Source organism: Lactobacillus sp. XV31L, assembly GCF_059900865.1.
In genome coordinates this window covers 50,168-62,313 of the sequence record NZ_JBWXGC010000005.1, presented here as the reverse complement: position 1 = coordinate 62,313, position 12,146 = coordinate 50,168, and the positions used below count along the sequence as shown (strand labels likewise).

The 12,146-nt window shown below is 41.4% G+C and carries 13 protein-coding genes, 1 other RNA gene and 1 pseudogene; 3 read left to right on the top strand and 12 right to left on the bottom strand.

The genetic code is table 11. The features are described from left to right. Positions 1 to 22: 22 nt before the first annotated feature. The 12 genes and pseudogenes from ssrA to AC2JF7_RS04545 form a co-directional block, all read right to left on the bottom strand. Positions 23 to 389, bottom strand: a transfer-messenger RNA (tmRNA) gene (gene ssrA / locus AC2JF7_RS04600). A 69-nt stretch (positions 390 to 458) separates the two neighbouring features. After that, entirely contained in the window at positions 459 to 1,268 is an 810-nt protein-coding gene (locus AC2JF7_RS04595; RefSeq protein ID WP_500727502.1) for a Cof-type HAD-IIB family hydrolase, read from the bottom strand. Further along, positions 1,261 to 1,709 (bottom strand): annotated as a pseudogene (locus tag AC2JF7_RS04590) (HIT family protein). Before AC2JF7_RS04590 ends, AC2JF7_RS04595 begins: the two are co-directional and overlap by 8 nt. 78 nt (positions 1,710 to 1,787) lie before the next feature. Continuing rightward, entirely contained in the window at positions 1,788 to 2,972 is a 1,185-nt protein-coding gene (locus tag AC2JF7_RS04585) for an acetate/propionate family kinase (RefSeq protein WP_500727500.1), read from the bottom strand. Between the two features lie 42 nt (positions 2,973 to 3,014). Continuing rightward, entirely contained in the window at positions 3,015 to 4,016 is a 1,002-nt protein-coding gene (locus AC2JF7_RS04580; protein WP_500727498.1) for a class I SAM-dependent methyltransferase, read from the bottom strand. A 185-nt stretch (positions 4,017 to 4,201) separates the two neighbouring features. After that, on the bottom strand, positions 4,202 to 4,726 hold the full coding sequence (locus tag AC2JF7_RS04575) for a competence type IV pilus minor pilin ComGF (protein WP_500727496.1): 525 nt from the start codon (positions 4,724 to 4,726) through the stop codon (positions 4,202 to 4,204). After that, on the bottom strand, positions 4,689 to 4,964 hold the full coding sequence (locus tag AC2JF7_RS04570) for a hypothetical protein (protein ID WP_500727494.1): 276 nt from the start codon (positions 4,962 to 4,964) through the stop codon (positions 4,689 to 4,691). The genes AC2JF7_RS04575 and AC2JF7_RS04570 overlap by 38 nt, the downstream gene beginning before the upstream one ends. Continuing rightward, positions 4,951 to 5,334, bottom strand: a complete 384-nt coding sequence (locus tag AC2JF7_RS04565; RefSeq protein ID WP_500727492.1) for a Prepilin-type cleavage/methylation protein — start codon at positions 5,332 to 5,334, stop codon at positions 4,951 to 4,953. Before AC2JF7_RS04565 ends, AC2JF7_RS04570 begins: the two co-directional genes overlap by 14 nt. Before the next feature lie 31 nt (positions 5,335 to 5,365). Continuing rightward, on the bottom strand, positions 5,366 to 5,716 hold the full coding sequence (comGC, locus tag AC2JF7_RS04560) for a competence type IV pilus major pilin ComGC (protein WP_500727490.1): 351 nt from the start codon (positions 5,714 to 5,716) through the stop codon (positions 5,366 to 5,368). 15 nt (positions 5,717 to 5,731) lie between these two features. Then, positions 5,732 to 6,736, bottom strand: coding sequence for a type II secretion system F family protein (locus AC2JF7_RS04555; RefSeq protein ID WP_500727489.1), 1,005 nt, complete (start codon positions 6,734 to 6,736; stop codon positions 5,732 to 5,734). Then, positions 6,702 to 7,676 carry a competence type IV pilus ATPase ComGA gene (gene comGA / locus AC2JF7_RS04550; protein WP_500727487.1) on the bottom strand — a complete coding sequence of 325 codons (975 nt, stop codon included), beginning with the start codon at positions 7,674 to 7,676 and terminating at the stop codon, positions 6,702 to 6,704. Before comGA ends, AC2JF7_RS04555 begins: the two co-directional genes overlap by 35 nt. 182 nt (positions 7,677 to 7,858) lie before the next feature. Continuing rightward, the gene (locus tag AC2JF7_RS04545; protein ID WP_500727485.1) at positions 7,859 to 8,587 is read right to left on the bottom strand and encodes a YebC/PmpR family DNA-binding transcriptional regulator; all 729 of its coding nucleotides are present in this window, start codon (positions 8,585 to 8,587) and stop codon (positions 7,859 to 7,861) included. A 271-nt stretch (positions 8,588 to 8,858) separates the two neighbouring features. Here AC2JF7_RS04545 and AC2JF7_RS04540 point away from each other — a divergent pair, with 271 nt between their 5' ends. The 3 genes from AC2JF7_RS04540 to AC2JF7_RS04530 all read left to right on the top strand — a co-directional run bounded on the left by AC2JF7_RS04540 (position 8,859) and on the right by AC2JF7_RS04530 (position 12,142). Then, entirely contained in the window at positions 8,859 to 10,466 is a 1,608-nt protein-coding gene (locus AC2JF7_RS04540; protein ID WP_500727607.1) for an APC family permease, read from the top strand. Between the two features lie 116 nt (positions 10,467 to 10,582). Next, positions 10,583 to 11,404: a Cof-type HAD-IIB family hydrolase gene (locus tag AC2JF7_RS04535; protein ID WP_500727483.1), complete on the top strand. Its 822-nt coding sequence runs from the start codon at positions 10,583 to 10,585 to the stop codon at positions 11,402 to 11,404. A gap of 36 nt (positions 11,405 to 11,440) precedes the next feature. Continuing rightward, positions 11,441 to 12,142 (top strand): ABC transporter ATP-binding protein, encoded by a 702-nt coding sequence (locus AC2JF7_RS04530; protein WP_500727482.1) that lies wholly within the window; start codon positions 11,441 to 11,443, stop codon positions 12,140 to 12,142. The last annotated feature ends 4 nt before the right edge of the window (positions 12,143 to 12,146 follow it).

The following is a 12,146-nucleotide window of genomic DNA, read 5'->3' as shown; positions in this document are numbered from 1 at the left end:
AACAACAGCTACAGGGTTTTATTAATGGAGATGAGGGGAATTGAACCCCTGTCCAGACGCATTCCGTCACTAACATCTACGATCATAGTTATACTATTTGCGCTTCACTAGCCCAAAACGCCATATAACAGGGCTAGAATGGACTAGCTAACCTGGAATGACTCTTTTTAACTATTCAGATGAGGTAGTTAAACGTATCTCACTAAGTTGATACCTGCCACTAGACGTGAGCAATCCAACAACAGGCAACGCATGCGTCTAAATTAGGCAGCTAATGCGTATGAATTTTCTTTATTTGCAGTTAGAAAAACTGTGACGTTTTTACGTAGACGTGACCTACGAACCGCAGTCAGTGCGAATCTACGCCTGTCGAATCCCAAAACATCCCCTTAAGACATTTTCATTATAGCATATTTGAGATTCACTTACTACAGACCAGGTTTCACCCCTAAAACCACTTAGTTAAAAACAAATTTATTAAAGGCCTGCTCAATGCCATCAGCATCGTTTCCTGCCGTGACATAGTCCGCATGCTCCTTAGCCAATTCGGAGCCATTAGCCATTACTACGGCAGTGCCGGCGAATTCAAACATGGGGATATCGTTTCGTTCATCGCCGATTGCCAATACTTGGCTAGGCGCAATCGCTAATTTTTTGGCCAAAAATTCTAACGCAGCTCCCTTATTGATATTTTGGTGCATTACTTCTAAAAAGTTATCGGCCGCGCGGACGACATAATTTTCCGCCCCAAATTCACGCATAACGTCCCTTTCAAGGGCATCCAACTTTTCCTTTTCATCGGCAAAGACCGCCTTGATAACGGGTTTGTCCTTGTCTAACTCTTCGGCTCTTCGCACAAAAATGCCATCACTGTTCTCCCAGGCCTGTACTACCGTAATCCAGCTAATATCGCGATTGCTTGTGATAATGCGACTTGTAGAATCGACAAAGTTAAATGCCACCTGATGGTCATTAGCATATTGTTCAACTTTTTCGTAAGTTGACCGACTCAATTCGTTTTTCTTCAGTACCTTCCCGGTCACTGACTCAATTACCGCTCCGTTAAAGGTAATCACATACTGGTCAGCGTCCTTGATTGCCAGCTCCTGCAAAAAATGTTTAACGCCAGCTAACGGGCGACCAGAACACAAGACCACTTTGATTTTTTGCGCAATTGCCTGTTTGATTACGTGTTTAGTTGACTCAAGCAGAATTCCATGGCCGTTTAATAAAGTATCATCTACATCAATTGCTACTAATTTAATCATTCATTCTTCCCTTCAAATTTTCCGTATTGTCCTTCTTGATTATGCCATGCTTCTTTTCAACATATTGATATTTTGCATCTGTCCAAAAATGAGAATCATACCACCAAACTGGCTTAACCAATCTTTCTGGTGCTTCTGTTTGGTATCGCGGACAGACATGCGCACGCAAAAAGTGATTTGTATTACCTAAAATATCATAATTGATTCATGCCGAGCTACATGCTGATAATATCGCATCCCCAAGCAAAGTCAAATCTTTTAAAAATGCTACTCTTTCTGCTAGCTCCAAATCGTTTAAAGTAGCAATCCTTCTTTTAAGTAATATCCTGGCAGAAATTGTGTATCACCGATAACAGCACAGCCACTACTCAATTCTGCTATAATCAGCGGATTATTACCAGCAATTGTAGCACCAATACGATCAATTCGCCAATCTTTCACATTTCAATCCTTTTTTAGAAAAGAAAAGACTGCCAAGAGCCATGCCCTTAGCGGTCTTTTTGAATATTGAAATCTACTTTAGTTTAAATGAGCCAAGCGAACAACGTCACGCTCAATCATCAATTCTTCATCAGTTGGGATAATCATAGCCTTGATCTTAGAATCAGGTTTTGAAACAAACTTCTCACCGTTAGACTTGTTTGCTTCAAAGTCAGGTTCTAATCCCATGAATTCAAGAGACTTCATGATCTTTTCCCGAACATCTGCATCATGCTCGCCAACACCAGCTGTGAAGACAATTGCATCAATGCCTTCCATTTCAACAGCATAGGAACCGATATATTGTATAACCCGGTTGACAAAAATAGCTCGAGCAAGATCCGCCTTTTTGTCTTTATTATTTTCCAGATCACGCATGTCAGAAGAAATTTCTGAAATACCCAACAAACCAGACTTATCGTTCAAGATTTCAATCATCTGGTTAATGTCTAAGTTTTCCTTGTTCATGATGTATTGCAAAACAGATGGATCAACATCGCCAGAACGAGTTCCCATGGTAATACCAGCTATTGGCGTAAAGCCCATTGACGTATCATAGGATTTGCCGCCCTTAACAGCGGTCACTGAAGCGCCTGAACCCAGGTGACAAACAACCATCTTCAAGTCCTGAGCATTCTTGCCTAACATTTCAGCAGACCGACCAACAATATAACGCACTGAAGTACCATGGGCACCATACTTGCGCACGCCATATTCTTCATAATACTTATAAGGAATTGAATACATGTAGTGTACGGGGTCAAGCGTTTGATGGAAAGCAGTATCAAACACGCCTACTTGGGGAACATCTGGCAACAACTTCATAAAAGCTTTAACACCCTTCCCCTCGGCTGGGTTATGAAGTGGAGCATATTCTTTCAAGTCATAAATCTTTTGCAGCTTTTCACGATCAATAATAACAGAGTCCGAAAAGTCTTCCCCGCCAGCAACAATTCTGTGACCAACGCCGACAATCTCATTAAGGTCTGCAATTACCTTATATTCCTTAAGAGCTTTTAGTAGCAAGTTGACTGCTGTTTCTTGGTCTGGAATAGCAACTTTTTCAGCATGTTTTTCACCATTAGCCAATTTGATTTCAAAAGAAGAACCGGCAATTCCAACTCGGTCTGCAAGTCCCTCTGCCAGAACTGTTTCTTCTGGCAAGGCAAACAACTTATACTTGAAAGAAGAACTACCTGAGTTAATCGCTAAAACTTTTTTCATAAATTACTTTCCTCCGTACACACAATTTTTATTTTTCACAAATTAATGAATGTTTTTAGTATACCACTCATTCAGTTTAACATTAAGCTTAATTAGGTCTTCTTCTTTCTTAAATGTGTCCAACTTTGTGAGCATAACTTCGCTACTATTGATATTTTCACCATGATTTTGAAAGATCAAAATTGCCTTTTGATTAAACTTGTTTTGGAATAAATTATCGGGCAGCTCAATGATTGAACGAAGGAAAACTTTTTCAGACAGCCATGGCATAAAATCGCTGGCCGTTTTCCCAGACAAAATTGCTTGTGGGACAACCAAAAAGGCATAGCCAGCCGGCTTGAGGTTCTTAATAATCTGTTCAATAAATAAGAGATGCGCCAGAGAGTGCCCCTTGGAAGCTCTGGTAGAAAAGTTGGCTGCATTTTCATCAATTGGATAGTAACCAACAGGCAAATCAGCAACCACTGCATCAGGATTGGAAAAGAGCCATGGAGTTAGAGCATCTTGACAATACAAGTCAATGTCCAGCTTGTTTAAATGTGCGCCCACATCAGTCAGATTGAGCATTTCCTCATCATTATCAATTCCCTTAAGCTGATAGTCCACCTTAGTGTGGTTTGCATTCTTTAATTGATTCACAACTGCAAACAATAAGTTTCCGGTACCAATTGCCGGGTCCACGACTGTAATACTGTCATTTGGCAGCAATTTCTGCATAAAAAGCGCGATAACAGTCGATATTACTGGGGGCGTTGGCATCTGGTTAACGTCTAAAGCATCTTCATTAACGGCCTTAAGTGTCAAATAAGTGTAAATTTGCACCCTGACTTTTGGCGGCAATTCATTATAATTTAACTCAGCATACTTTTTGCTTAGCTTTTCAACGGTTGCTTTATCCGGTGCACCCATTTCAACCTTGATCTGACCTTTTTCAAGGTTGTCAAAGGTCTCGGTCAGCGCTTGGCTAAATGACACATTCAAAGCGTCTTGCAGGCAAGTCACACAGTCCAAAAATTTATTAAACAGTTCTTCAATTTTATCCATTGCTTATCTCCCTTATCTTCTTAAACATTTTAATAGAAATAAGGCAGTCAGCGCAAGCAAATCAATTGTTAAGTAGGTATTCAATTAATAGTAAATTGTTTTGCATGCTGTCTTGGTAGATGGCCTGGTAAAACTGCAATAAAATTAAACACGTGGCTAGCACTAGCACACTGCTTAATAAGGCGCTAGCTTTTACCTTTAATGGCCTTCTTGGTTTCATCTTTACTCTTCTCCTTTGGTTTGGCATCCAACTTAAAATAAATTTCTGAATTGCGGCCATCTTTTTCAGTCACCTGGATTTTGATCTGGCCATCTTTAGTAGCAAAGCGTGCTTGCGTGACGTTGAGCAAAAGTGGCATGTGACCGCCTTCTGGAGTAGTAACCCGAATCATATTTTTATATGGCTTTAACAGGTACATCTTTTCGCGGTCATTCTTATCCACCTTAATCACGGCTGCCTGCCGCGAATTCGACCCCTTAGGAAAAGCATAGGCTCTCTTATTTTTACCATCCCTTAAAAAGCGATTGAATTGCACGTAAGCAAACACTAGATCATCTGTTCGGTGACTGCTTTGATCTGCTGTAGTCAGACTTTTTATTAAGCCTTGCAAGAGCACAACTACTAGCACAGTTATAAAAACCGAAAACACCGCCTCAGCTATCATGAATCCACTAATTTTTGACTTGATAGGTTGCTTTTTCAGTCGCATCGTAAACACTCTTTTCACCCACAGGCTGGTAAATCCGGTCATGAACTTTGATTTGCTTTAAATCATTCTTCTTCATCACGTGCCAAGCATATGCGCGGTCTGTTTTCAATTCAATTGTTTTCTCGGTTGTTCTGCTTTCGCCAACAATTAAAGCCATCACTGTTATGCCCAAGATTGCTAGAACCAGTGCAAGCAGACTTTCCATCATTAAAAAACCCTTTAATTTATTCGTTACCATCTATTGCACGTCCCCACGTCATCTGCAGCTTAACTTTTTTAGTATTTTTATGATTGGTAACTACAATTGTGTGCGGCGGTATAGAACCATTATCTGAAATTCTTAGACTGGACAAATTGTAAATTTGCACAGCCGCGTCAATTTTGAGCGTGCGCTGATAATCATTTCCAGTAATAATGATTTTATTTGTAGCCGGATAATACCTGATTAATGCAGGTTCGTGGCGAATTGTTGAAATCCTGGCCGCTTGTTCAAGTGAACTCTTGATAACCTGCGTTGTATTATTTAATATTAATTTCTCTCTATAGGTCCCGAGCTGCACCGTTCCAAGCATTAATAAGCTGACCGCAATGGTCAAAGTAATTACCATCTCTAATACAGTAAAGCCGACCACTTTAGGCCTATTTTGAGCTCTTTTCGACCACACCGTTATTTACCGTATATTTCTTGGACTTTTCTAGTTGTCTTTTAGTTAAGTAGCCGTCATCAAACATGTTCTTGAAGTTAATTTCCTTACCCTTACGATCCTTGTCATCTTCATATAAATTAACTTGTGTTTGCAGTGTAGTCTGAAATGCACTGTCAGTCTTTTCCCCAGCGCTTTGTTTTTGCTTAGTCAAGTTAGGGGCAATAATCAATAGCAACATGACTACGATTGCAACCACGACCACCATTTCAATCAAGGTGAACCCCTGAGCCTTCCTGCTTTTGGCAATTATATTCAATAAATATTTTTTCATTTTCTTTTTCATCTTGAACCACCTCGTTTAAATTTGCTGCATCATTGTATACATTGGCAGTAGCAGCTTTAAATACATTCCAATAATTCCCAGACCAATTAAAATAAAACAAAAGGGCTGGACGTTAACTATTAGCTTTTCAATCTTGCCAGCAAGGTCGGAAAACAGCGTTTGTCCCAACAGCATGCAGCGTGTGCTCAAGTCATTCTTGCTGGGCCCTGTTTGCAGCAAAAGCAGCAATTCATCCGGAAGAAAGTCTTCTGCTTTAATTATTTCGCTTAAGTTTTTTCCCGCTGCTAATTGCTCACCTACTTCAGCTCCAATATACTGCTGCAATGAATCCTTTTCTTGCCGAGCAGCATACTCACACATTTTTTGCAGTGAAAAACCACTAGCTAGCAGCAATCCTACGTCATATACCAGTAAGTATTTCACATAAAGCCGAATTAAGGGACCAACTAAGGGATAACGAGCCAACTTCTTGAGGGCAAAATAATCCTGCTTTTTTAGCAGAGTCAGTACTTGGACAATATAATACATGAACAAAAAAGCTAGTCCCAACAGGCCCAAAAGCATGATGTCGCCACTATGTTCACCTGTTCCAGCAAATTGGTTGGAAACAAAGGTCTGCATAAATATCAATAAGACCATCATCATTGCAGCCAGTACTACCGGATAAGAAAGTTCGGCTTTTAACTTCTTAATTTGTTCGTCCTTTAGGCGAATTAGAGTAGCAAGCTGTGATAAACATTCAACCAAGCTGCCCTGTTCCATTGCCAGATCTATTTGAGTTGTAATTGTTTTAGAAAAACCCAATTTAACCATTTCGCTTCCAAGACTTTTGCCATTTTGAATTTGCTCACTTAATTTTTTAATCACGCCTTTGCGTTTGGGCCATAAAATCGGCATTAATTCCAGGCTCGCATTAAGTGAAAAGCCGTTGGACAGACTGTTTTGTAGGTAATCAAGAAAGTTCAGCTGTTCCTGGCTGCTAAACTTATCCTTCTTGGAATTGCTCGTATACTTGCGCACTAATTTCACCCCTTTTCCTTAAATCAAGCAGGTGGTCATTCCAATCAACGTAATTTCCACGCGTTTCTTGAGCAATACTGTCTTGCAATAGCTCCCCACTAGCAATGTCCATTAGACAGGCAAAGCTTTTTCCGGTTGGCAAAAGTCGCTGATAGCAAATTGCAGTGAGACAATTACTCAGTTCATTTGCAGTAATATGTAGGCTTTCCAATCGTGAAATTGTTTGGAGGGTGCTCTTGGCATGGACAGTAGCAAAGACCAAGTGCCCACTCAAAGCGGCATCCACAGCTAGCCGTGCAGTTGCTGCATTTCTGATCTCTCCAATGATCAAAATGTCTGGACGGTGCCGTAGTGCGGCCTCAAGCAAGCGCGCATATGTGATGTCTGCCTCCATGTTGACTTGTGTCTGCAAAAAAGCACCTTCATGAATTTCGACTGGATCTTCAATTGTCATTACCATTTGGTTTTGACCAACAAACTTGGCCAGCTTGTACATGGTAGTCGTTTTGCCTGATCCAGTTGGCCCACTGGTGATAATTAACCCCCGTTTACTAGTTAAGCCACGCAGCTTTTCTACTTGCTCGTCAAAAAAATAGTTGCCTGACTCTACTCGGTAGATAATCCTGATAACCAGTGACTCACTGTCAGTAAAGTCACCAATACTGGACAAGCGCAGGTAATAATTATCGTTATCATATTGGTACTCAAAAGCACCTACTTGAGGCCGGCGGTGCTCCGCAATGTCCATTTGCGCTGCAAATTTTAAATAATTTACAATCTCATTGCCTTCATTGACCCCAAATTCAGCTTGTTTAACAATTCCTTCTAGCACACGAAAATTGACTATTTCCTTGGACCCATGCAATAAGAAAAATATATCGCTTGCATGTAGCCCAATCGCATCTTCAATTAATGAACTGACAACTTCTTTAACCCGCATAGAATTCCTCCTTTTTGCTGCTAATATTAAGTACGCAAAAAGAATGAAAATTCTTCGCAAAATGTTTATTTGCATTCGCTAGTTGATTTCATCTTAATTATGGAAGACAGCTGCAATGAACAAAAGCAGCACAAAAAAATCACCCAAATCATTGGGTGATTTTACGTGTGGCTATTTATGCTTTAATCTTCGTCAGCTGCTGCAGTATAAACGTTTTGCACGTCTTCATCGTCTTCCAGCATGTCAACCAGATTGGCAAACTGTTCCTTCTTGTCTTCAGGCACTGGAGTAGTATTGGCTGGAATCATCGTTAATTCAGCGTTAGCTAGTTTGTAGCCTGCCTTTTCCAAGGCATCACGAACCTGGGCAAATTGCTTTGGATCAGTATAGATTTCAAAGGCATCATCACTTGTTTGCAGGTCATCGCCACCAGCATCCATTACATCCAAAAGCATCTGGTCTTCATCAGCATCAGTTGTTGCCCGGTCAATGACAATGTAACCGCGCCGATTGAACATGTATGCGACTGAACCCGTTGCACCAAGCGAGCCACCATTACGAGTGAAGGCAACGCGCACTGCAGAAGCTGTCCGGTTCTTGTTGTCAGTTAAGGCTTCAACGAATACCGCAACACCACCGGGTGCATAACCCTCATAAGTAATTTCATCATAGTGCTCTTCCGAGTTTCCTTCGGCCTTCTTGATTGCACGGTCAATATTGGACTTGGGCATGTTGTTGGCATGGGCTTTGTCCATCACCATTCGCAAGTTAGGATTCCCAGAAGGGTCAGGACCACCATTTTTTGCAGCCATGTAGATTTCACGGGATAATTTTTGGAAAATTTTACCTCTTTTTGCGTCTTGCGCATTCTTGCGGCCTTGAATATTGTGCCATTTTGAATGTCCTGACATAAGAATCCTTCTTTCTTTATTTAAGATATTAACGTTTTAATCTTAACGCACAGACACACAAAATTCAATACTAGCAGTCATTTATGCAAATTTAGGCTAAGCCTTGCAACTACACTTTGCTTCGCTTTTGCAGCCATTAATTCTAACTTTGCTCTGGTCAGCAGAACCATTAATTAGTAGAATATATATTGCAATTATTTTAAAAGGAGAAAGTATCGTGGAGGAAATTAATTCAACTAAAAAATATCTTTCGTGGCCCGTATTGACCCTGATGGCTTTTTGTACCGTGATCGGTCTCGACGACATCATGTACAATTTTCAAAATCAGGGGATGCCTGTTGTCACTTCGTGGATCATCATGTGTATCTTCTACGTTATTCCATATTCATTGATGGTGGGGCAGCTTGGATCAGTCTTCCATGATGAAGGCGGCGGTCTTTCATCCTGGGTCCGCGGAACAAACGGTGAATTCTTGGGCTACTTTACTGCATGGACATACTGGGCAGCCTCGATTCCTTACGCCGTTGATTCAGCTAACGAGATCATTGTCGACATTGGCTGGGCACTGACAGGGTCAGAAAAGTTTCAAAGTCAAATTACCAACACTAAGTTTGCGCTTTTAACTTTTACCATGTTTATCGTCTTTATCATTATTGAGCATTATTTCTCCCATTCAATGGAAATTCTTTCTACCATTGGGGGTGGGTTAATGCTGATTATGACATTGATGTTTGTCTTTTTGGCCTTCTTAGGTCTGGCCAAGTCAGGTGGCCATATGGCTACCCAGCCCTTTACCTGGCATACCTTAATTCCCAACTTCAACATGCACTACTGGACCACAATCGCTATGTTGATTTTTGCTCTCAACGGCTGTGAATTAGTGGCGCCTTACGTAACCAAGATGAAAAAACCTAAGTCAGACTTTCCTAAGGCCATGGTTGCCCTAGCACTAATGACGATTTTTCTGACTGTTTTTGGCTCCTTTGCTTTAGGAATCTACTTCAACAGTTACCACATCCCCAACGATCTGAAAATGAACGGAGCGTACTACGTCTTTGACATGGTTGGCCACCAATATGGCATGGGCAAAACCTTGCTTTATGTTTGGGCCTGGACTTCTGTCTTTTACAACGCTGCCCTTTTAGCCGTCTTGCTTGATGCCATGACCCGGATGTTGATTTCCGATACTGGTGACAAGTATATGCCGCAATTTTTACAGAAAAAAGACAAGAACGGCCTGCCCATCAATGGCTACATCTTAACCGTTGCCTTGTCAGCCTTTATTATGCTACTGGGAATCTTTTTGCCGGACATGAACGACATCTTCAATTGGTTGCTCAACTTGAATGGTATCATCTCACCGGGCGTTACCTGCTGGATCTTCTTTTCCTTTATGCAAATTCGCAAAAATCCACAAAAATTCCCATCTGACTATGTTTTTCTGAAAAATGACAAGGTCGGCTACCTCGCTGGTCTCTTGCTCTTGGTAGTTACAGCGGTGGCTACTATTCTTGGTATCGCCCCGCAGGATATAAAACAATTCAGTGGTTACTGGTGGTATGAATTAATCATCAACATCATTGCAGTTGTAGTCCTGATTGGCTTAGGAGCAATTTTACCAAGCATCAGACGCCGCGAGGAAAAATACGGTATTGCATTTAGCCGCGGACAATGGACAGTTATGTTTGCCTTGGTCATCGGCTCCATTATTTTTGACCTGTACTTGGGTGAACAAAACAAAGTGTTGGGTGGCCAAAGTATAACTTTAGGGCAAGTACACCTAGGCTTAAATATTGCACTTATTATTGGTGAAACGCTTATTGCAATTTTGATATGCTGGCTGGTTGGCAGAAGAAAGCCTGGCCAAGTACAAAATTAATTGGCAAATTGATTGAACAGATTCATGATAATTCATGGATCTGTTTTTGCATTTGATCCCCAAATTATTCTATCTACTATATAATGGATGGTAGTAAAGCAAATAAGGAGAGCAAAATGACATCTATTCCTTTTAAGGCTGTTGCAATTGACATGGACGGCACCTTTGAAGATGACAATAAAAAGTTTGACCACCAACGTTTCGAAAAGGTCTTGACCGCCTTGCGCAAGCAACACGTCCACTTCATTGTTTCTAGTGGTCGACCCTTGTCGCGTCTGCGTCAAGACTTTTATGAATTCTTGGACCGGATTGATATTGTTGCCGATAATGGCTCAATTCTAACTCAAGACAACAACATTATCGTGCGCCATGTGTTTACCTATAAAACTGGTGCTAAACTAATCAACTTCATTCAAACTAACTATCCGGAAATCCGCATTGCGGCTAGTGGTCTTAACCGTTCCTATATCAATAAAACGGCTCCGATTCGCTTCAAAAGTCTCATGCACTTTTTCTACCCTAATATCGTTGAAATTGCCAACCTAGCGGACATCCCCACCAGCGACAACTTAACCAAGCTGACGCTAAACTGCTCCTCTGAGCTAGCCGAAACACTGGAAAAGCAGTTCAACCAATCTAATGCTGAATGCATCCACTGCACGACCAGCGGCTTTGACAATATCGATGTGATGCCATCTGGCGTCAATAAAGGACAGGGCATTAAATATTTTCTGCGCTACTTTGACGTTAAACCCGAAGAACTGATTGCCTTTGGTGATGGGATGAACGATAAGGAAATGCTTGAACTGGCTGGCTATAGCTATGCAATGAAGAATGGTGACGAGCGACTAAAGCAAATTGCTAAGTACGAAGCACCCAGCAACAATGACATGGGCGTGTTGCAGGTGCTTGAAGACTACTTAAACCGAATGGATTAAGCTTTTTATATTTTTATAGACAAGGAATGAATTTTCATGAGTTATATTGATGTACGCCACAATTTTAAACGTTACCAAACTGGCGATACCGAGGTTCTTGCCAATAATGATGTGAGCTTTTCAATTGAAAAGGGCGAATTAGCCATCATTTTAGGTGCTTCGGGCGCGGGCAAGTCAACCATGCTAAATATTCTTGGTGGCATGGACACCAACAGCTCTGGCGATGTCATCGTTGACGGGCAAAACATTGCTCAGTACAACAAGCGCCAGCTAACTAGCTTTCGTCGTTTTGATATTGGCTTTGTTTTTCAATTTTATAACCTTATTCAGAACCTGACCGCCAAGGAAAACGTTGAATTAGCCTCTGAAATTGTTTCTGACGCACTTGACCCAGTTCAAGCATTGGTAGACGTGGGCCTTAAAAATCGAATCAACAACTTTCCAGCCGAGCTCTCCGGAGGCGAGCAGCAGCGAGTAGCAATTGCGCGAGCAGTAGCCAAAAATCCCAAGATCCTGCTCTGCGATGAGCCGACTGGTGCTCTTGACTACCACACTGGCAAGAGTGTCCTCAAAACGATTGCCAATATGAGCCGTAAGCGCGGCGCAACTTTGGTAATCGTCACCCACAATGGAGCCCTGGCCCCGATTGCTGACCGAGTAATTCATTTCCATGACGGACAGGTCACCAAAATTGAACAAAACGCCCAGCCAGCTGATATCGCCACTATCAAGTGGTAAAGAA

Excerpts from the sequence above, each read along its gene's own strand:
- AC2JF7_RS04595 (WP_500727502.1), bottom strand. The coding sequence starts at position 1,268 with ATGATTAAATTAGTAGCAATTGATGTAGATGATACTTTATTAAACGGC.
- AC2JF7_RS04585 (WP_500727500.1), bottom strand. The coding sequence starts at position 2,972 with ATGAAAAAAGTTTTAGCGATTAACTCAGGTAGTTCTTCTTTCAAGTAT.
- AC2JF7_RS04580 (WP_500727498.1), bottom strand. The coding sequence starts at position 4,016 with ATGGATAAAATTGAAGAACTGTTTAATAAATTTTTGGACTGTGTGACT.
- AC2JF7_RS04575 (WP_500727496.1), bottom strand. The coding sequence starts at position 4,726 with ATGCGACTGAAAAAGCAACCTATCAAGTCAAAAATTAGTGGATTCATG.
- AC2JF7_RS04570 (WP_500727494.1), bottom strand. The coding sequence starts at position 4,964 with ATGGTAACGAATAAATTAAAGGGTTTTTTAATGATGGAAAGTCTGCTT.
- AC2JF7_RS04565 (WP_500727492.1), bottom strand. The coding sequence starts at position 5,334 with ATGGTAATTACTTTGACCATTGCGGTCAGCTTATTAATGCTTGGAACG.
- comGC (WP_500727490.1), bottom strand. The coding sequence starts at position 5,716 with ATGAAAAAGAAAATGAAAAAATATTTATTGAATATAATTGCCAAAAGC.
- comGA (WP_500727487.1), bottom strand. The coding sequence starts at position 7,676 with ATGCGGGTTAAAGAAGTTGTCAGTTCATTAATTGAAGATGCGATTGGG.
- AC2JF7_RS04545 (WP_500727485.1), bottom strand. The coding sequence starts at position 8,587 with ATGTCAGGACATTCAAAATGGCACAATATTCAAGGCCGCAAGAATGCG.
- AC2JF7_RS04540 (WP_500727607.1), top strand. The coding sequence starts at position 8,859 with ATGGCTTTTTGTACCGTGATCGGTCTCGACGACATCATGTACAATTTT.
- AC2JF7_RS04535 (WP_500727483.1), top strand. The coding sequence starts at position 10,583 with ATGACATCTATTCCTTTTAAGGCTGTTGCAATTGACATGGACGGCACC.
- AC2JF7_RS04530 (WP_500727482.1), top strand. The coding sequence starts at position 11,441 with ATGAGTTATATTGATGTACGCCACAATTTTAAACGTTACCAAACTGGC.